Origin of the sequence: Olivibacter sp. 47 (assembly GCF_030372825.1) — a bacterium.
Classification (GTDB): domain Bacteria; phylum Bacteroidota; class Bacteroidia; order Sphingobacteriales; family Sphingobacteriaceae; genus Olivibacter; species Olivibacter oleidegradans.
In genome coordinates this window covers 5,330,915-5,351,721 of record NZ_JAUCNR010000001.1, presented here as the reverse complement: position 1 = coordinate 5,351,721, position 20,807 = coordinate 5,330,915, and the positions used below count along the sequence as shown (strand labels likewise).

Below are 20,807 nucleotides of genomic sequence, written 5' to 3'. Positions count from 1 at the left end.
TGAACAAAGTGGATATCTATAACATTTAACGTTGTCTTCATAAATATACATTTTCTGTTAGCAAGTAGGCAAAAAATGTATACAATATTATACATATTATCCCAATGGTAATAAATCTTTCATTCGAGACACAACTCGGGATAGATCTTTTTCTGTCAGATTGGATCCCGAAGGCAAACACAATCCATTGGAAAACAACCCTCTAGACACTTCTTGTCCGTAATAGGCAGCGTCTTTAAAGACCGGTTGCATATGCATGGGTTTCCATAACGGCCGAGACTCGATATTGTCCTTTTCTAAGTGAACTCTAACGTCCTCACTTGTTATACCAGCCACTTTTGGATCAATAAGAATGGTAGAGAGCCACCGATTGGAAATCATTCCTTCCGGTTCTTCTAAGAAGGAAAGACCCGCTATGTTTCCTAAATGTTCTCGATAGTAATCGAAATTCCTTCTTCTCTGTGTCACGCGCGTAGACAACACTCCCATTTGCCCTCTTCCGATGGCCGCACATACGTTACTCATACGGTAATTATAGCCGATATGGCTATGTTCGTAATGAGGTGCTGCGTCTCTAGCCTGTGTAGCTAAAAAGCGTGCTTTCTTAATATAGCCTTCGTTATCCGAAATTAATGCGCCGCCTCCTGAAGTTGTAATAATTTTATTCCCATTGAATGACAGCACACCAAGTGTCCCAAAAGTACCCATTGCCTTTCCGTCTAAGGTAGATCCTAGCGCTTCTGCGGCATCCTCGATTACAGGTATAGCAAACTCTTCTGCTATAGCCATAATTTCCTTCATCTTAGCCGGCATACCGTATAAATGTACAGGGATGATGGCTTTTGGCTTTTTACCTTTGGATAAACGATCTTCGATTGCTTCTCGTAGCAGCTCGGGATCCATATTCCAAGTATCCCTTTCGCTATCTATAAAGATAGGAACCGCCCCTTGGTATACAATTGGATTAGCGGAAGCGGAGAAGGTCATCGACTGGCAAATCACTTCATCCCCCGCGCTCACATTTAATAAAATTAGCGCCAAATGTAGGGCTGCTGTGCCAGCACTTAAGGCTGCTGCGTGTCCTGTTTTGGTAAAAGCTACCAAATCTCCCTCGAAGCCATCTACATGTGGCCCTAGTGGCGCAATCCAGTTGGTATCAAAAGCTTGTTTGACATATTGTTGCTCCATTTCTCCCATATGAGGAGAAGAGAGCCATATTTTTTCGTTCATTCTCTTTATATACTTTGTATTATTTTTCTTTGCGTACTTACTTCGGTCATTGTCCGTAAGGCTAGTCTAATCAAGCTTGGTTATATTTTATAATCCGGCCAGGGCTGCCTACTACTACCGCATAATCCGGAACATCGCGTATTACGACTGCCCCGGCACCAATGGTACACCACTTGCCGATCCGAACCCCCTGAATAACCGATGCACCGATACCAATATGTGTTCCCTCACCAACCTGCACATCCCCTGCCAAGGAAACACCAGGGGAAATGTGCACATAATCAGCTAATACACATTCGTGATCAACCGAGCAATTCGTATTCAAGATAACATGCTTACCTACCAACGTCTCCGTATTAATCGTAACACCCGCCATGACAACCGTCCCTTCACCAATCGAAACCCGATTCGATATAATTGATCTCGGATGGATCGCTTTACTGAAAGTCAGTTCATTCTGAAAGGTTTCGGCAACATATTTTCTGATACGATTACTCCCAACGGCGATGACGTAAGGAGCATCCCTTGGCCAGGTACCTGCTTCCGGTTGAGGCAAGACTCGATAGTCCCAAAGCCGTAGAATGGCTTCATTTTTTTCGAAGATTCCTTTAATATACTTGTCATCTTCTAATAAAACTTCCGCGATTACTTTGGCATGGCCACTTGCTCCTATTAGATAAACCTCTTGCATACTGTAAAAATAATCAATTCCCGTTTCCTTGGAAACGCTCTACCGTGACATGTCCCTCCGCGCTAATCCCTTCGCGCTTAAATACCTTCATGATTGTGATCCAAATAATCTTTAGATCCAGTGAGAAAGACAGATTATCGACATACCAGACGTCATAGACAAATTTCTGCTGCCAGGAAATTGCATTTCGTCCATTTACCTGTGCCCAGCCCGTGATACCGGGTCGCACTTCATGTCTTCTTTTTTGCTCCGCATTATAGAGCGGTAGATACTCAACCAATAGTGGGCGCGGCCCCACTAAGCTCATATCCCCCTTAATTACATTAAGCAACTGCGGAATTTCATCCAAAGATGTTTTACGAACGACACTACCAATGGCTGTTAAACGTTCTGCATCGGGTAAAAGATTGCCCTCCTTGTCTTTTCGATCGTTCATGGTTTTGAACTTAATGACCTTAAAAATTCGACCATTTTTACCGGGACGCGGTTGCAGAAAAAAGGCTTTTCCTTGGTTTGCGAAAAAGAGAAAAACAGCTACCGTGAAGAAAACAGGTGAGAGAACGGCAAAGCCGGTTAATGCCAATACGAAGTCGATTATACGCTTGATTATATTTTTGTAATACATCTTACTGCTAACGATCTATTGCTTTCTGTTATACATTTGCTTTTCCAATCGTCTATACTCGTTTAATAAAGCCTCCCAAACGACCTGTTGTTCGTATCGATTAACAATCATTTCACGGGCTTTCGATTTCAGGTGCAGGTAGTATTCCTTATCTTCTATCATTTTCTGCATGGCAACTGTCAAGCGCGAAACGCTTTTCACTGGAACAATTGTACCGTTTACACCTTCTTCAATTATTTCATTGCACCCGTTGATATTGGAGACGATGCTAGGTAGCCTCATTGCACCAGCCTGCATAACGACGTTCGGAAAACCTTCGCGATAAGAAGGAAAAACCAAGCAGTCTGAAATCGCGAAAAAAGGTCGGACATCATTTTGAAAACCAACGGAAACGATGTCCGAATTTCTTCGTATCTCGTCCAAAGTAGCGGGCAGCAATGGATCGAGAGCCGATTCAAAATCGCCAACCAAGAGAAGCTTAACTGTTTTGAAACCCTGAGCCAAACCATGCTCGAGCTCGCCAAATGCTTTGATCAATTCGTTAATCCCTTTATCCCCAACAAGACGCCCAACAAAAATAAAAACAAAATCGTCTTTACTTATCTTCCATTCATTTCGTAACTGCTCGCATTGCGCTTCAGAGAAATTTGCTAGGGAGAAGTGACCCGTGTCAATTCCATTCGAACTACCGTTAGCGATCACTTTTAGCTTGGAAGGCTTACCAAGCCTCTCTTTCAAGATGAACTCATAAAGCCCTTTTGAATTGGGATACACATTGGTGGCACAAGCATACGTTAACCGCTCAACTGCATTTAACACCTTTCTTTTGACTCCCCTTGCTTCCATCAGTGGTAAGCCTGCAACGGTGTGAAGGCGTAAAGGCACCCCTGCAAGCTTTGCCGCAAGCATGCCCACTATTCCCGCTTTAGGCGTATGCGAATGTACTATAATTGGCTTTTCTTTTTTGCAAAGTTTATAAAAATTATAAAGTGATTTTATATCTTTTAAAGGAGATATTATGCGGGTCATTTCTAGAGACACTACTCTTATGCCTTCGCTGTCCCGTACATCTTCCAGTTCTGGCCCTTCCGAAGAAACACCAACCACTTCCCAACCATTGTTTGACATAAATCGATGCTGTCCCTTAAGAAGCGTTTTCAAAGAGATAGGTACAGTTGTTAGACGAATCAGGATTTTTTTTGGCATCTACGGGGCTTAGTTAAATAAAAACGATCAGAAAAACAATAAATCTTATAAAAAAACTACAAATTAGGGAATGGCCTAAAATAATGTCTATTTTCTATTAAAAGTTTTCGTATCAAAGCCCCGACTATTTAGCTGATTTGTAATACTCTGTATCCTGGCCCTCTGAAAATTTTTATTTTTAATTTGAATTCCATCAAAAACAAATTTTGGCCCATACTCGTACCCTGCTTTACTGTTGAAATATTTAATAGGGTCTTTCTTACTATCGGTTATAGAAATGTTTGTGAAAACAACTCGTCCCTTTAACTTTTTTGTTTTTACACCATACTGCTGCACACGGAAGAAGTCTCCAACCAATAACCCATGATTATCATTCTTACTTTGTAATCCGCTTATATTAATATCTACCAGCTTATCCTGCTCGGATGGATACCGCAACAACGCTATATGTAAACCTGCACTACAGTTTTCTGTAGACACATTTGAAATTTGAACTTTACCCATATAGTCTTTACCATCATTTGGTTCAACACATATACCTGCCATCGGTAGAGTTCCATCAATTGTCGAAATTTGACAATTTTCAATTTTGATGTTTAGACCACTCCCAATCGTTATACCATTTCTTCTTGCTCTTTTTATAATGACATTTCTAATAGTCACATTACTGGAGTTTTGTTTTGAACTTTTGTAGATATCTATACCGTCACCCCATACCTCAGAAATATTTATGTTTTCTAGCAACACGTTTTTCGCACCTTTAATATATACACCCATCCCCCATTCTCCTTGAGTTCCCTTATGCGTTTTTCGATCACCAATAAGAGTTGCGTTAGAGACACGAACATTCTCGACGTCTTCTATATCCAACATTGAATACCTAGAATTAGCCGTAGAATTTAGCACTAACCCGCCCCCTGTTTCGAACTTCAAATGACTATTAGAAGACAGTTTTAACCCTTTATCGTTTATAAGGATAGGAAACGATGGGAAGATAACATTAGAATACTTATCTAGCACCGACTGTAAAACGACTGTATAGTCTACAGAAGCGTTTTTTACATGATTAGTGGGTAGAAAATCTACTACCTTAACATATTTTTTATTCTTGGCATTTCCCTGGCCGTATACGTCTACACTAAAAACGTAAAGAAAAATAAATTGTATTAAAAGCGTTACAGCTATGAGCTTTTTCACAGTTTTTACCTTCATAATATCAAATGTTTAATGTTGTTTTTGACTATTCTAAACTTACCACTTTTTTCTACAGGAATCTTATCAACATACTCGATTTTCAATTCCATAGCATCACCGATGCGATCCCGCCAGTTTTTAATAAATTTTGCTTCACTTAGTTTGTCAAAAGTTATGTTGTCCTTTACAACAAACAACTGAATTTTATTTAACTCGTCTTGCACTGCTTGAAATCGAACAATACCTTTTGTATCTTTTAATGTATTGGAAACATTTCCCAAATTAATCTTTCCATTTTCCGGTGAATATATGTAGTCATCAATTCTACCTAGAACTTCTATAACCAAGGGATTATGATTGCCGCAACTACACGTTTTACCCTCGTCCGCCAATGAAATCGAGTCACCGATGTCATAACGGATAAGCGGTGTACCATCGGTTGTAAAAGAAGTCAGCACTAAACGACCCGAATTTGTCGGTTGATTATTTTCATCCAATACTTCAAAAACGCCGCTTTGCAATTCCAAATGCAAATTTCCTCGTGCGCACTCAAAAATGAAAGGAGCTCCTTCAGAGGATGCATATTGATCATACATCTTCGTTTTAAAAAAAGTTTCTATCACTTCCCGCATCTCATGTGTAATGGTTTCGGCTGTTGGAAAAATGGCCTTTACAGTTTGAGCAGGAAAACTAAACTTATTCGCTAACCCATACTTAGCTACTTCCATAATACTGGACGGAAATCCCACCAGATATTCAGGTGAAAATTTGGTCAGATCATCAACATAATGCTTCAAATAATCCTCTCTGATATGAAATGTTGAATAGTAACGCACTTTGTGAAAAATATCCGTTTTCCAAAATCTTTTCTTTTTTATGTCACCGGCAGTAAGCAAATCCTTTCCCGAAAACCACGCAGTTCTTTTACCTAATTCGTATCCGAATCTAGCCCTAAAGTCGTCTAACATAGCGAATCTTTCTTGCATGTTATCTTTAGTGAAGATAACCTCCAAGGACTTACCTGTTGTGCCCCCAGTTTTTGAAACCACTCCTTTATTTTTTGAAACGGTGTAAACCTCTTCAATACTTCGCCGTAAAATTTCTTTGGTGATTATCGGAAGCTGGCGAATATTATCTATGTTAGCGGCTCCTGCTATAGAGCTGACAGTTCTTTTGTAAAAATTTGAACTCTTAATCGCATGTTCAACAAGTATTTGGTATCGTTTTTTTTGATATTCCCGTAACTGATCAAGACCCATAGCAGATCTTTCTTTTATTTCTTCTCTGTATTTCCAATAGTTCCCTCCATATCTCACTTTATAGGCCTTGTAGTTAAATATAGAAATCATCAAGTTTTGAATAAAATGAGGTGCAATTTTATATATGGTGTCTTTCATTAGCGTTGTTATCTTAATTACTATCTATTGTAGCTTTCTGATAAAAAGAAGTTAGTAATTTAACATTTTCTTGTACATCGTATCCTTTCTCAGTAACGTTTGGTTGCCATACTGTTCTATCAGTTTTATTAGTGGCTACTTTCCAAATCGCATCAGCCCATTCCTCCAATGGAGCACTTAAAGATAGGCGATGCGCCAATGGCGTAATATCGAGCTCTTGAGGAAGTGTATAATTCATCACCACCGGTAATCCATTTGTTTGCGCCTCTATAGCGACAATCCCTAAGCCCTCAAATAGTGAAGGAAACAGAAAAACATCCATTGCATTCAGGTATTCGTTAGCATTTCCAACAGCACCTGCAAAAATCACTTTATCCTCCAGCCCTAGTCTAAAAGTCTTATTTTTGACTTCCTCCAACAATTCCCCATCTCCTAACAACAGAAGTTTACTATCAGAATATTTCGTAACAACCGCGGCAAAAACATCCATTATAAAGGCATGGTTCTTTAAAAAATTAAATCGGGCCACATTACCAATCACAATTGTATTGTCATTAAAACCAAACTCAATCCTTATTGATCTTCGTTTGTCATTATTAAAACGAAACTTAGAAGTGTCGATTGCATTTTTAATCACCTTAAAATCTACATTTTCTCCGAAAAGCCATTTACCTGCCCGATCTGAACAAGCAAACCGATGAGTTGACACATTATTAATAAACAACTTATTAACTAGTTTCAGCATTCCTTTCAAACCCCGTGTCGTTGTATCACTATGGCCATGTGCTATTCTACATTTAATTCCCATTTCTTTGGCAATTCTCAAAATGATCGAACTATTGGCATTCAGGTGGGAATGAATTATGTTGTAGTGATTTGCTTGAAGAATACTTTTCAGTTGCTTCCTATATTCAAAATAAAACCTTGGATTTAAACTTCTAATATGAAATATTTTACCACCAAGTTTCTTTATTTCTTCATCGAAAAAGCCTTCCTCCTCTCTATGAACTAAAAAATCGAACTGTATAATGTTATAATCCAAATTACGATAGAGAGTCATTAAAAAGGTCTCTATGCCGCCTAAATTCATAATTGTAACAACATGAAGTACTCGTAAAATTTTGTCGTTATTCTTTGTCATTATCTATAAACAAATCTGCCTAAAACTTGTAAAAACTTAGCGAGGTATATAATCCAAAAAGTATGTACATCAATAGCAGCATTTTTTTTCTAGTTCTAGAGGTTCTAAAAATACCTATCACTACAAAAGGCATGCCTACGGTTAAAAATCGATACGGATAGCCTGAACTAAATAAGAAAGAAAATACAGGGAATAAGGTAAAAAATATAGCGAAAAGCTTATAGATATTTACTTTTTCCGTCCGTAGAATATCTATAATAAAAAGTACTGCAATAAGTCCCCAGAAGCCCGACGAAACAACTGATGCTGAAAGTGAATCGCCCTCGTACCTAGACGAGTCTCCTCTATCTAAAAGATTAGTGAAAACAGAAATCAAAGGGCCCACTATAAAATTCACCAAAAAGGAGAAAAGTATCGTCAAAGCTATCTTTTTTTGCGTCTCGAATTTTGCAACTTTTAAGGTTGCTATCATATTAATGACAAAATAACTTCCAACAATAACAAACATGGCGTTGTGAACTAATAAGGACAATAGAAATAAGAAATACTTTCTTTGACGTTCGACGATAAAATACCTAAGATCCAAAGACTACATCCAAACGCTAATCTCGGTTGGTATATTAAGAAAACTATCTGAATTGGCAGAAGCAGGAGAAAAATCGTGTTAAACCTAACGTTTTTGTAAATGAAACAAGCATAAACAAAAAAATTAATCCCTCCAATTATCATGAAATAAAGTTCTTCCGATTCTAGAAGTTCACTGAAATAAACCGCACAATATGCCCATAACCACTGGCTTTTAAAATAGTCAAAAAAATCTATATAACCTTTATTGATTAGGAAAAAATAACTTCTTGATACATTGTAAATATTTTGCTGGACATCTTGTAAAACAAGCGGGTCTTGTATATATTCTGCCAATGGAAACGTACATGTCAAATAGGATAACGCTATAATACCTATTAGTTTTAAATCAATATTCAATTTCCTTACCCGCATATTCGTCATTTACTATTTTGCCAACAAAGATAACCATTGCATGACAATGTTTCTTACAGAGAACTTTGTTACCTCTTCCCTTGCTGAATAGCTGAAGCGATTTCTAAGGGACGAATCTTGACTTAAAAGCAATAATTTATCTACAAATTCATCATCATCTCCATTCCTGATTAAGAATCCGGATTTTTTCGAAATAACCTCCCCTGGTCCTGTTAAACAGTCGTAGGCAATTATCGGCAATCCAAACGATTGCGCTTCTATTAATGTCATAGGTAATCCTTCGAAACGAGACGTCATTGCTAAAAAAGCAGCATTTTCATAGTATCGTTTGATGTGTGCAGTATTCTCTATCCATTCGACGGAACTGCCAATACCTAGTCTCATGCTTTGCTCCTTCAGTTTATCAGCTTCAGGGCCACTGCCAATAATTTGCAATTTCCACAATCCATTTGGCCGTATTCTTTTAAAATCACTCCAGATTTTCAATAGTCGATCAAAACCCTTTTGATATTTTAGACGGCCAACGGCAATTACAGTTGTAGATTCTTCCTTATATTTATTATTAGAAATAGGAAAGGGTGATGGGTTATTGATACTAATGATCTTGGCCCGAACTTTTAGATTAGTTTTCCATAATTCGACGTCTTTCTGTGTAAGAACAATGATCGTATCTGCAAATCTTGCAGCAAATTTTCTCAGATAAACCCTCATTTTCTTATTGAGGCTAACGGTAAAGTTAAAATGCTCCCACACAAATAACTTAATCCCCGTCATACCTATGATTTGGATACAAATACCGAAAGTAGAAAGATGATTGACATGACTTCAACAGCTATTAGTATATCGATCTTATATTCCTTTAGTGAAGACTTCAATCGCTTCGCCAAAAGGAAGTATTCACCCTTCAAGTTATTAATATTCAAATAAATAATATTGACCTTAGGCCCGATCTCAAAGAAGGACTCTTCTGCCTGACTGTTGGTAGTTATAAGGAAAACCTGATGGTCAGAAAATTCGCCTATCCCATTTGCAACTGCAATACAAGCTCGTTCGGTACCTCCAGACCTTTTAAAATCACCTAAATAAAAAGCTACCTTCTTAGTATTCATTTTTCCTTATTTCTATTGGCTCCACAATATTGTGTATAATAACTACTCATTCAACAATGACAATAAATTGTCCAGTATAATTTCAAAATTTGAACGCCTATCACTGGATGACTTTACGTACACTTCTTCCAGAAAAGCTCTATATCTCCTATTGTCAACCTTTGGTACATTTAGGAGGTTAAATTCCGAATCAATATTATACAATCCCGCCCCTAGCTTTTCACATGCTTTCTCCATCCGTCTATAATATCCTCGGAGGGTTTCGGTTTTTAACATTTCTTCAAAATAAACGTATAAAAGCGGTTTTTGTGCTAAAAGAGCATAACTGATCGATAAACTTCCATGTGTAATAACCAAATCGGAATCCTTTACTAAACGGGCAGTAGCTTCTTTTATAACTATACGATTACCATACTCATTATTATAATTTGCTTTTGGATGGCTTGCGATTATAATTGGCTTATTATAAAGCCTCTCTATGTTATCAAAAAAGAGCACATTTTGCTATAGTATACGTCCTCGTTGACTGTTTTTTTATTTAAGCGCTTAAGATCTGGATGGCTTGCAAACATCACATCCAAAAAACTATGTAAGGCCCATTTACCAATGGCTTTTCTGCATGTAATAACAAACACTCATACTCTTCTACATCAAAAAAATCTAAGGAAACTGTTTTTACATTGTTTGCTGGCTTACTATTTCCAGTCAAAAATAGCAGATTTGGTTGAGAGACGTCTGCATTTTTATTTAAGTATAACAAATTCAATTTATTCCATAGAAATTTCACGTCAAGCGTTTTTCTTAGTTGTTGGCTCGTGGTTGGCAAGTCTGCAAAGGCTGCAACTGGATTTTGATAATAATTAATACGACTCCATTTTAAGCCTTGCTTACCAATGGCCTTAAACAAGGAAAACGTACTTATCCTAAAAAAAATCTCCAACACTATAACCGTCGTTTTATTCTCTAATTCACTTATGGCCAGAAGCAACGAGCGGTAATCACAAAACACTCTGACAACGCTATGATTACTTTGATAGGAATAATGAACGTGCTTAGAATAATCAAGTGCTTTACTAACATCCCAATATTCAACATTCACGCCGTGTTGAAGAAACTGGTCTAGATAATAATGCTGTCTTTTTCTTTCGGAAAAAGGCTCATGATCAATGATTACTATTTTCATGCTTTTTATATGTTAAATACATACCTGTTAGCCCAGCAAGTAAAATAGTGATAGCAATGCATATTTTCAACACCCAGCTAAATTCGACAGCCAAATACACGAATATTGTTAATGCGACTGTTATTCCCATCCAGAATAATGGATAGTGGTTAGTTCCCTTACTTTCTTTAAATTCTTTAATAAAAAATCCGGAATAACCCATATACATAAAAGATATGAATAGTGTGACAGCTGCTGACATACTCCCGTAGAAATAGATTAACAACAGATTTAATACGACGCTAAGGAATGCGGCAATGGTGGTAACTTTTAGAAGAGCTTTCGTTTTTTCAACGTAAAACAGTCTGTTATTTGCAGCAATATACATTGGCCTATAGTTGTACGCCATAATAATGATTATCGAAATAGGGTAGATATTTTCTAATCCTTTGCTTTTAATTACCAATGGTAACAACTCTTTTAGAAATAAACATATAATAGAGGTTGCAACTAAAAACACAATCGCTACCACAAAGTTCAATTTTCGTTCAGTATTCTTGTCATCCCTTTTATAAGAATTTAACAACAAGGGGCTTATTGCTTGGTTTGCAGCATATGTCGCTGACCCAAAAAGATTCCCTGGTACCTGAGCAGCATTATATTTACCGATACCGTCAACTGAGATCCCTAAAAACTTCATAATGACGCGATCGAAGCTGGTCAGTAAGTATGTGCTGTAAAAATGCGGGATTGTTGGTAAGCATACTTTCAGTTGATTTACTAACGTTTTTCTCTTAAAGTTATAAATGGGTTTAATACCTTCATGGTAATTAAGTGGAATAAAATAGCTGAATTGGTAAACCACTTGCGAAATGGCATTAGCCCAAAACCATCCCATATAACCCATTCTTAAATATTTTATAAAATAGACATTTAAGCCAACGGTCAGGCAACCAATCAACACACTTCTCATGGCTATTTGGAAGGGTTTTTGATTTAGTTGATAATATAAACTTCCAATATTGGTAGATGGTGCAAATAATATCAAAGGAATTACATTAAGCGACAAGATAGGAATGGTGTTTTCTTTAGCTTCTTCTGGTATAAAAGAAAAAATAATACATGCTATCAATATTGCATAGATATAATTCCAAAAAATTAAAAACCCATAGACTTGCCTCCATAACCATTTGTAACGATTAGGCGATCTGGTAAAACTATTTGCTAACGCAATATTTAATCCAAGTGTGGATAATACGGACACTGCTCCTACTACGGCTGTAATTATACCGAATACTCCATAATCTTTAGGAGAAAGAAAAGGAGTAATAAGTGGCAGCACGAGGACTTGGGCCACCTTAACAATTTGTGGCGCTAATCCATAAATTAGCGTATGTGAAAAAAGTTTTTTAAGCATTCACTTTCTTTAATTCTGCTCTTGGTTGATGAAACAATACTGTTTTATACGTTATTAGTCTATTCTTATATCTGCAGAGTTATATAGCTGTCCAACCACCGTCTACCATTAAATTGTGTCCAGTAATGTAGCTAGCATCATCAGAAAGTAAGAAAGCAATAGCGGGAGCCATTTCAGAAGGATTACCCAACCTCTTAAGAGGTGATTTTTCACTATACCTTTTTATGAAGGTTGGATGTTGATTTTTTTCATCTAGCACCCCTCCCGGAGACATGCAATTAACCCGAACATTAAACTTTCCATAATAAGAAGCCATATAACGGGTAAAATTCACTATTCCCCCTTTAACAGCTGCATAAGCCGCAGGGGAAGTCCCACCATACTCCTCATACAATGTAAAATCATTACCTACAACGCCGTAGATAGAGGCAATATTCACTATTGAACCATATCTTTGTACTTTCATTATTTCTAGGACTTTCTGGCAGATATAAAATACAGCATTCATTTGCATGTCTATATTTTTTTGCCAAGAAGAATAAGGAATGTCCTCAAATCTAAGAGCCCAGTCCATAGTTCTCGGATAGGCTAAATTTACCAAACCATCAATGCGCCCATACTTCTCCAATACAGTCTGCACTAAATTGTTGATATCTTCAACTCTAGTAATATCTTTTGTCAGAAACAGATCCGCTTTAGAGTCGAAATAGTTTAGGTCTACTGCAATAACATTCGCTCCTTGTTCAGCTAAATGCTTTAGCGCTTCTCTTCCTATTAATCCTCCAGCACCCGTAACGATAATTATCTTGTTTTTCAATCCTGCATACATAATTTTAAAACTGTGTTTGCTTCAGTAACGTCATTAAATCTCACTTTATTTGGTAAAATGTTATCTATAAAGAACTTCATCTGACTAAAATAGGTATCTTCAATGCTTTGCTCAGACTCAAATACGACTACACCGTTGAATTTTATTGTGTTTTCTAAGAGGTCAACTAAATAGGTTCCATCCCCAGTTACAACCTCCGCCGTTCGCTTACTATCTTTTCTATAGTAATTTAAAATTATCGAAACCGAAAAGTGAGAATATATCCATAAGTAATTAGCGTAGTCGTTGGCTGAGATATTTAAAGATGATTTGTTCGAAAAGTATGATCTCGTTATATCGGGAGGACCAAATAACCAATACACATAATCAAGTTCATGTATAAGATCTATATGAACCCCCCCCCCTAGCTCCCTTCTCGCGCTATAGACATTTTTATAATCTATACCTGGCCGCCAATTTGGCAAATAAGAACCACAGTAAACATTTACTTCATTAATGTTTGCATATACTAGCATTTTCTTAAGCTCAATTAGCGATTCGAGAAATCGTAAATTGCAAGCGACATAAGATGCAATTCCCTCCTTTTGCAAATCATTGACCAACTCTTCTGTTCTCTCGCTTATCGTTGAAAAAAGAGGCTTTTCAATAAAAAGGGGTTTATTATATTTCAATATTTTCCCTATTGTATCAAAATGCGCAGAAGTTGGATTCGAGATCAAAATGAAATCAATACTACTCATTTCAATTTCTGTTTCTGAAAATATCTCAAATACACCATTTACACTCTCATTTCTTACGGATGAATCAGCTCTTCTCAAAGCGTAAATTTCAACAGAAATATCTAAACGTTTCAAGGCGTCAATATGCCTTTTTGCTATTGAGCCTAGGCCAATAATTAGTACTTTCATATTTGTCCTTTAATTACCGATCTCGAAGTCTAACTTCTTATTCTCTAATAGAAAAGCCATAAACTCGAAATCAATTTGATGGTCAAGATCGAAGCATATGTGTGGGACTTCATAAACTAAACTTTGATCCGTAATTACGGTTTTATAATTCCCGTCGAAAAATTTTTTTTAAATATATAAAACGACGCATTTAGCTCGTAAACGGTAGGTGCTGATTGCCGAGTCAAAAATGTCCCTTCCTTACAAAGCCCATAATATCCATCTGATCTTTTCTCAACCATGTTAAAATATGGATTTCTATTTGCTCGGCTTACAGAAAATAAATTCAAAGCGTTATGGTCATTAAATAAGGTCTTAATTGCCGTGGTCAGATCCTCTACTGTTCTTAATGGCGAAGTTACGTCCAAATCGGCGACAAAATCATAAGAGCATTTCATTAATTTTTCAGCATAGTTTGTTACATCAATGATAGCATCTAATTTACCAGCGTTATCACTCGCTAAAAATTCTGGTCTTTCGTAACTTAGGTTAACCGAAGGCAATTTCAAATCCAAGACAATAGACTTTATTTCATCAGAATCCGTAGACAAAAATATATCTAAATCATAGTGTTTTCTAAGTCTTTCAGCCATTTCAACCGAATAGGCAATCAATGGCTTATTATTAATAATTTTGATATTTTTACCTGGGATTCCCTTGGACCCTCCCCTTGCACAAATTGTTACTAAACCTTTCATTGCTTTAACTCTTTAAATATTAAATTTGGAGATTGTCCAAAAACAATTGTGTTTGCAGGCACATTACAGTCTTTCAAATAAGTGTTTGCAGAAATCCACACGTTGTTGCCAACTATACAGTTCCCTACTATTTTTGCATTAGAGAACATCTTGACATTATTCCCTATAATGGGATATTTCCCTTTATTACCACCGACGGTACAACCTTGCATTGCGAAGAAGTTATCGCCATAATTTGCTCTTCCGAGGACCATTCCCAAAGGATGTTCAAAGAAAAAAACCTCTGGCAACCGTACTTCCGAATAAATATCAACGGAATGTAGAATTTTATTTAGATAGTAAAATTTTTCCTTTAATTCATGTCCTAACAGAGAGAACTCTAAAGAATAGAAATACAAATAAGCAAGATATTGTCCAGAATGATTGGTCGAAAAAAAAGTTTTGTCCCTATTTTGGTAATACTTATTGTCAACTTTACAAAAACATTTCTGCAACCTGTCTAGAACATCTGAATGCTTTTCTCTTATTAATTTCATTTCCGATGAGCTTAATCGAAAAAAATTTCGCATACGCAAGTGCAAAATTTTTATTAGTCCCAGTTCATCATAATCACATAACAATCCGTTTTTTAAGATATGCGTCATAATTTTATGTGTTTAATGTCCTTTTGCGCCTTCTCAAAATCCTCATGCTTTCCGACATCTAACCAATAGCCAACGAGTGGATAAGAGACAACCTTCCGATTTTCTTTTATTAGTGTTTCCATCAAATCCGTCGTATTAAAGAAAGTTTCCTTTGGGAGATATCTAAGCATTTCCTTTTTCATAAGATAAATTCCCCCGTTGGAATAATATGTATAAGTAGGTTTCTCCTTAAAATTACGGACAATGCCTTCCTCGGTTTCCAATACAGCATAAGGGACATCCACATTGTAGGGTATAGTTACTACGGAGAAGTCAGCATCTTGCTTCAAAAAATCTAAGAAAAAGTGTTCATAATCAAGATTGGTCAATATATCAGAGTTAGTAACCAAAACATAATCGTGCACAAAATTTGTAATTTTGGAAACTGCTCCTATCGTTCCCAAGGGTTCGTTTTCCCAAATATATTGAATATTGACATTCCTATCTTTACCGTTCCCAAAATAGGATTCGATCTGCTCCCCTAGATACTTAACCGATATCCAAAAATCGTCAATACCGTAAAGCGTCAGACGGTATAAATTATGTTCCATAATCGGCTTATCTCCCACCTTCAATAAGGGCTTAGGTGTGATATCTGTTAATGGTTTTAACCGTTGGCCTCTGCCACCCGCCATAATGACTGCATCAACCGGAAGATAGGAGCGAACTTCTCTAAAATTAATAACATTAACGATCTTGTTTTCACTATCAACAATCGGTAGAATTCTAAAACTCCCTTCCCGATAGCTAATGATACGTTCTATATCCGCATCGCCTTTCTTTATATACTTGGGATTTGGCTGGATAATATCATCGACTGGTTGATCAATCGAATAGCCTTTTATTAAACCCCGCCTTACATCGCCATCAGTTAAAGAGCCGATAAGTTGATCATGCTCATTTACTACGAACATAATCGCATCGCTGGCTAAAACATCCAATTGGATCAATGTCGATTTAATGCTGGAACCACTTAATATTAAATGATCTCTATAGTTTCTCATAGGGATATGTTTTGAGAATATCGATCACCTGCTCAACGGCATGGTCTCGATAATATATATTAGTGCCGTTATAGTCCCCTTTTTCCAAAGCCAAGTTCATGGCATGCGCTATATCTTGAGCGTTAAAAGAGCAATTGATGGTATTTGCGCTTTGCGCCCTTCCCTTTTGTCGGTCACCCACATTAACAACGAACTTTCCAAAAGAAGCGGCCTCAATTATTCCACTGGATGTGTTTCCTAACAGACATTTGCAGTAGCGCATGGCCGCGAAGTAATTCTCCTTACCAAAATTCTCGATCAATTGAACACGTTCTAAATGATTCCTTTGGAATTTAATCAATGCTTCCCGAAAGATTGAGCCCATCGTATCTGCGTTTGGCATCGTGATTACCAAATTACTTTGATCTGTAAGGTGTGCCAACGCTTTAATCATCTCTTCTGCGTAGAGATGGTTCCTATTTTTAGAAACCGTTTCAGGATGAAAGGTGATCAATAAAAAGTCTCCATGAATATTATACCTATTTCTAAATTCATTTTCGGAAATGATTGGCATAGCCTTTATACCATCTAAACTTAGTGAACCTACACAGTGCACCCCCTCTTCCGTGCCCAAGATCTGTCCTATACGCTTTGAAAAGGGTTCTGCTGCCGTAAAATGTAATTTTGAAGCTAAGGTAATTTGATGACGATAGATATTGTCAATCGCACCAAGGGTTGTTTCACCACCATGAAAGTGGGCAAATTTAATGTTAAAAGGTATTCCGGCTTGAACGGCGGCCGACATTTCATAGCGGTCGCCCAAGCAGAGTACCAAATCATATTTATTTGCAGACCAAAAGTCAGCGAATTTTAAGCAGGTTAAACCATAAGCGGTAGCAATGGCATTTTCGTCATCATTGGTCAACAGCGAACTAACTGTTTTTACCTGCTCAAAGCCGTACTCGTAAATCCGGGCTAAGGTATAGCCATGATATTTCGATAAATGGGTACCAAAAGCAATGACTTCAAGATCAAAGAAAGGATCCTTCTGCACTCGCTCAAGCAGTGGAAGATAAATGCCGAAATCGGCACGGGAACTTGTTAGCACACCTAATCTCATGATAAATCATTCCAATTTAGCTTATCAAAAGCCTCTTTATTGTTAGCTAAAGCTCTACCTATGATTTTCTCCCAGTCCATTGACGAAATACCGTCTCCGGGACGTAAGGCTATGATGTCTTCTTCTCTGATAGTCTCGCCCGCCTTCATATCCCTTCTCAGATGAACACTTTTGCGTGCAACCGCTATATTCTTACGTTCACTATTGCTGGGAACTTTTCTTCCGGATCCTGCTACGGCTTGCTCAATATTACGTATCGCTTGTACCATGGCTTTCAACTCCTGAGGCTCTAGCGACGCTTTATGATCAGGGCCCGGCAAATTTCTATCCAAGGTAAAGTGCTTCTCTATTACCGTAGCTCCCAAAGCAACGGCTGCTATAGGAACTTCGATTCCCAGAGTATGATCGGAGTAGCCAACCTGCACGTCAAAAGCCACGGCAATTGTGTGCATCGCTTTTAAATTCACATCCTCCATTGGAGTCGGATATTCAGTATTGCAGTGCAATACCGTAATATTATCAAGTTTAGCGCCAAATGTGGTTAAAACTGTCAGTGCTGCTTCGATTTCACCTAAACTTGCCATCCCGGTTGAAAGGATAATGGGTTTACCCATTTGTGCAATAGCCCTTAAGTAGGGATAATTGGTAATCTCGCCACTGGGTACTTTAAATCGATCTAAGCCAAGTTGATTTAAATACTGAACGCCATCCACATCGAAAGCGGTGGAGAAGAATGCAATTCCTTTGTCTTTAGCATATTGCATTAATTGTTGATGGTCCGCATCACTCAACTCCAGTTTTTTCAACATATTAAACTGAGAATCATCTCCATCACCTATATTTCTTTCCTGGTAAGCCGCTTTTTTTGCTTTCGGACTCACAATAGTTTCTGCCTTAAAAGTTTGGAACTTGACATAATCAACCCCTGCATCAACTGCCGCATCAATGAGTTGAAAGGCTTTTTCTATCTCACCATTGTGGTTGACACCTGCTTCGGCTATAATTAAAACACGCTCTTTTTCCATTTTCAACTAAATAACACTGCTTGGTATGTTTACAATCCGATCCTCAAGGAAAACAGCATTCTTTTGTTCATCTCGCTGGCAATTAGCATACATCGGTAAACGGAACATCAGCTGCCAAATGGGACGCGTCATTACTTTTTGATCATTTGTCGCTCTCAAAAAGGCTTCTCGTTCCACTCTACTTTCCAATTCAACGCACATCAGCCAATAATTGGCTTTTGTATTTTCAAGCTCTGTTCGAAATTTTATGTTTTCCGTAGCAAAAAAGGATTTATAGTCTTCTGCCAATGCTCGCTTTGCTGCTATAAAGCCTTCCAATTGTTCCAGCTGAGCACAGGCAAGTGCCGCATTCAAATTCGGCATTCGAAAGTTGTAACCGAGTTCGTCGTGGAAAAACTCATAAGGATGTGGCTTTTTAGCAGTCGTTGTCAAATATTTCCCTAACTCGCCCAACGAAATATCATTTGTGACAATGGCGCCACCACCACCACAAGTAACCGTTTTGTTCCCATTGAAGGAGAAAATTCCTAAATGACCGAAAGCACCTGTTACTTTACCCTTATAGGTGCTACCGAGCGATTCCGCTGCATCTTCCACTATCGGGATATTCCATTTGTCGCAAACGCCTAATAACTCATCCAGATGTACGGGAAAACCAAAGGTATGCATTGGCAAACAGGCCGCTATCTTTCTTCCTGTTTGCTTATTATAGCAACCATCCTCCCGAAGATCTCCATATTCCTCTAAAAACTGATTCAAGGCTCGTGGAGATAAGCCCATGGTATCTATGTCAACATCGACAAATACCGGAATGGCCCCATTGTATGCAATCGCATTGGCTGTGGCTATAAAGGTAAGTGCCTGCGTAATCACTTCATTCCCTTGTTTTACCCCCGCTAGCCGCAAAGCCACCTGTAAAGCAGATGTGCCGTTGACCACAGCAACTACTTTTTTGGTACCGGTTATCTGTTGCATCATCTCTTCGAAACGATCGACATAGGCACCAACGGAAGAAACGAAGGTTGAATCAATGGTATCCAAAAGATATTTTTTCTCGTTACCTCTAAACCGCGGCTCATGCAGGGGAATAAAATCCTTCGACTTATAGGTTTCTCGAATAAAATTGACGGTGTGTTCGAAATTTCTCATCGTTACATTTTCGCATCGAGGTATTTACCTGTTTCTTTGTGTCCAAAATCAGGAATCATTTGGAAAAACAAGTCTACTATTTGCTCCTTAGTCCACTTCCTAGCTACTCGCATTTCTTTGATCGCCTGGCTAAAGCGTTCTATTTTCTCTTGTTCGACGTATAGGTCATTTTTGATAACTCCCAGGTTTACAAAGCGGTCCATATCCAAGATTTCCTTCTCGGTAAAAAACTCCTCAAAGTCTTTCTCACCGGTGGTATCACTACCCGTAAAGAGGCATGGCCATTTCTTTTGCTTAGGTAAGGTGTCTACTAAAGTCCTTGCCTCCTCTTCTGTACTACATAATACCGGTTCAAAACCCAGGCCTTCTAAATATTTCACCGCAATATCTGCAAACGTAATCAGATGTAAACTTTCACTTAGCTTTGGAAAGAAAATATCCCTATTTTCACCTAAGAGGCAAGACATCAGACAAAGCTCACCGGATTCTTTCGGAATAACAAAATAACGCTTGATATCATTGGGCGCTACAATAGGCTGCTGCTTTTGTATACGCTGATTAAAGCCATGCAATAAGGATCCATCGGAAAAGGCTACATTAGCAAAACGGGCAGTTGATATACTGATTTCTTCGCTTCTTCGCATGAGAAACATTTCCATAATACGCTTGGACGCACCCATCATATTAACAGGATTGGCTGCCTTATCCGTCGAGACGCAGAAATATTTCTTTGTTCCTTTCTGAATGGATTGTTGGATAGTTTTGTCGGTATTAAAAACATTGACATCTATCATACGCATCAAGGTATAAGGATCTTTCTCACTACGTACATGCTTCAATGCAGATAGGTTTAATACATAGTCATAATCACCATCCGCTTCAATAAAAGCATCGTACTCGATAGACCCTATATCCAAGGCAAATGTTTGAAAGTCACCGTTGATATAGCCTAAAGAACTTCTAATGTCCCGTACCAGTTCCACCATGTTATTTTCACTGATATCAACCACATGAAGTTTTTGAGGATTTCGTTTAAAAATTTCTTTGGTAACCGCCTGCCCTATTGATCCCGCACCACCAATAACTAAGAACTTTGATTGGGATACGATAGATGCCAATTCCTTTTCGTGTCGATTAATATCATCAGTAAAAAGCTCTCGGTTTCTTCCAATTAAATTTAAAACATTCATCGTTATATTATT

The 20,807-nt window shown here is 37.8% G+C and carries 21 protein-coding genes; all 21 read right to left on the bottom strand.

The features are described 5' to 3' along the window. Positions 1-96: 96 nt before the first annotated feature. The gene (locus tag QT327_RS23250) at positions 97-1,230 is read right to left on the bottom strand and encodes an aminotransferase class I/II-fold pyridoxal phosphate-dependent enzyme (protein ID WP_149105235.1); all 1,134 of its coding nucleotides are present in this window, start codon (positions 1,228-1,230) and stop codon (positions 97-99) included. 70 nt (positions 1,231-1,300) lie between these two features. After that, positions 1,301-1,921, bottom strand: a complete 621-nt coding sequence (locus tag QT327_RS23245) for an acetyltransferase (RefSeq protein WP_149105234.1) — start codon at positions 1,919-1,921, stop codon at positions 1,301-1,303. Positions 1,922-1,934: 13 nt separating this feature from the next. Beyond that, positions 1,935-2,546 carry a sugar transferase gene (locus QT327_RS23240; RefSeq protein WP_149105233.1) on the bottom strand — a complete coding sequence of 204 codons (612 nt, stop codon included), beginning with the start codon at positions 2,544-2,546 and terminating at the stop codon, positions 1,935-1,937. Positions 2,547-2,561: 15 nt separating this feature from the next. Further along, a complete protein-coding gene (locus QT327_RS23235; RefSeq protein WP_210421299.1) occupies positions 2,562-3,752 on the bottom strand; it encodes a glycosyltransferase family 4 protein in 1,191 nt (396 codons plus the stop codon). An 87-nt stretch (positions 3,753-3,839) separates the two neighbouring features. Continuing rightward, positions 3,840-4,964, bottom strand: a complete 1,125-nt coding sequence (locus QT327_RS23230; RefSeq protein ID WP_149105232.1) for a right-handed parallel beta-helix repeat-containing protein — start codon at positions 4,962-4,964, stop codon at positions 3,840-3,842. Continuing rightward, complete coding sequence (locus tag QT327_RS23225) at positions 4,961-6,343, bottom strand: phenylacetate--CoA ligase family protein (protein WP_149105231.1); 1,383 nt, start codon at positions 6,341-6,343, stop codon at positions 4,961-4,963. Before QT327_RS23225 ends, QT327_RS23230 begins: the two co-directional genes overlap by 4 nt. A 13-nt stretch (positions 6,344-6,356) precedes the next feature. Further along, on the bottom strand, positions 6,357-7,484 hold the full coding sequence (locus tag QT327_RS23220) for a glycosyltransferase family 1 protein (protein ID WP_149105230.1): 1,128 nt from the start codon (positions 7,482-7,484) through the stop codon (positions 6,357-6,359). A 1,011-nt stretch (positions 7,485-8,495) separates the two neighbouring features. Further along, positions 8,496-9,257 (bottom strand): glycosyltransferase, encoded by a 762-nt coding sequence (locus QT327_RS23215; RefSeq protein ID WP_289554125.1) that lies wholly within the window; start codon positions 9,255-9,257, stop codon positions 8,496-8,498. Between the two features lie 2 nt (positions 9,258-9,259). Then, entirely contained in the window at positions 9,260-9,592 is a 333-nt protein-coding gene (locus QT327_RS23210; RefSeq protein WP_289554124.1) for a glycosyltransferase family protein, read from the bottom strand. Positions 9,593-9,634: 42 nt separating this feature from the next. Further along, complete coding sequence (locus QT327_RS23205) at positions 9,635-10,090, bottom strand: hypothetical protein (protein WP_289554123.1); 456 nt, start codon at positions 10,088-10,090, stop codon at positions 9,635-9,637. A gap of 73 nt (positions 10,091-10,163) precedes the next feature. Next, positions 10,164-10,775: a hypothetical protein gene (locus QT327_RS23200; RefSeq protein ID WP_289554122.1), complete on the bottom strand. Its 612-nt coding sequence runs from the start codon at positions 10,773-10,775 to the stop codon at positions 10,164-10,166. Further along, a complete protein-coding gene (locus QT327_RS23195) occupies positions 10,756-12,171 on the bottom strand; it encodes a lipopolysaccharide biosynthesis protein (protein WP_149105227.1) in 1,416 nt (471 codons plus the stop codon). The genes QT327_RS23200 and QT327_RS23195 overlap by 20 nt, the downstream gene beginning before the upstream one ends. Before the next feature lie 79 nt (positions 12,172-12,250). Continuing rightward, positions 12,251-13,000 carry an SDR family oxidoreductase gene (locus QT327_RS23190; RefSeq protein WP_149105226.1) on the bottom strand — a complete coding sequence of 250 codons (750 nt, stop codon included), beginning with the start codon at positions 12,998-13,000 and terminating at the stop codon, positions 12,251-12,253. Then, complete coding sequence (locus QT327_RS23185) at positions 12,985-13,908, bottom strand: Gfo/Idh/MocA family protein (protein ID WP_149105225.1); 924 nt, start codon at positions 13,906-13,908, stop codon at positions 12,985-12,987. The genes QT327_RS23190 and QT327_RS23185 overlap by 16 nt, the downstream gene beginning before the upstream one ends. A gap of 134 nt (positions 13,909-14,042) precedes the next feature. Next, positions 14,043-14,645: an acylneuraminate cytidylyltransferase family protein gene (locus tag QT327_RS23180; protein WP_289554121.1), complete on the bottom strand. Its 603-nt coding sequence runs from the start codon at positions 14,643-14,645 to the stop codon at positions 14,043-14,045. Further along, positions 14,642-15,289, bottom strand: coding sequence for an LbetaH domain-containing protein (locus QT327_RS23175; protein ID WP_149105223.1), 648 nt, complete (start codon positions 15,287-15,289; stop codon positions 14,642-14,644). The genes QT327_RS23180 and QT327_RS23175 overlap by 4 nt, the downstream gene beginning before the upstream one ends. Next, positions 15,286-16,332, bottom strand: a complete 1,047-nt coding sequence (locus tag QT327_RS23170; protein WP_149105222.1) for a nucleotidyltransferase family protein — start codon at positions 16,330-16,332, stop codon at positions 15,286-15,288. The genes QT327_RS23175 and QT327_RS23170 overlap by 4 nt, the downstream gene beginning before the upstream one ends. Next, positions 16,319-17,431 carry a UDP-N-acetylglucosamine 2-epimerase gene (gene neuC / locus QT327_RS23165; RefSeq protein WP_149105221.1) on the bottom strand — a complete coding sequence of 371 codons (1,113 nt, stop codon included), beginning with the start codon at positions 17,429-17,431 and terminating at the stop codon, positions 16,319-16,321. Before neuC ends, QT327_RS23170 begins: the two co-directional genes overlap by 14 nt. After that, positions 17,428-18,456, bottom strand: coding sequence for an N-acetylneuraminate synthase (gene neuB / locus QT327_RS23160; RefSeq protein WP_149105220.1), 1,029 nt, complete (start codon positions 18,454-18,456; stop codon positions 17,428-17,430). Before neuB ends, neuC begins: the two co-directional genes overlap by 4 nt. A 6-nt stretch (positions 18,457-18,462) precedes the next feature. After that, entirely contained in the window at positions 18,463-19,605 is a 1,143-nt protein-coding gene (locus QT327_RS23155) for a LegC family aminotransferase (RefSeq protein WP_149105219.1), read from the bottom strand. A 2-nt stretch (positions 19,606-19,607) separates the two neighbouring features. Then, positions 19,608-20,795, bottom strand: coding sequence for a UDP-N-acetylglucosamine 4,6-dehydratase (locus QT327_RS23150; protein ID WP_149105218.1), 1,188 nt, complete (start codon positions 20,793-20,795; stop codon positions 19,608-19,610). Between the last annotated feature and the right edge of the window lie 12 nt (positions 20,796-20,807).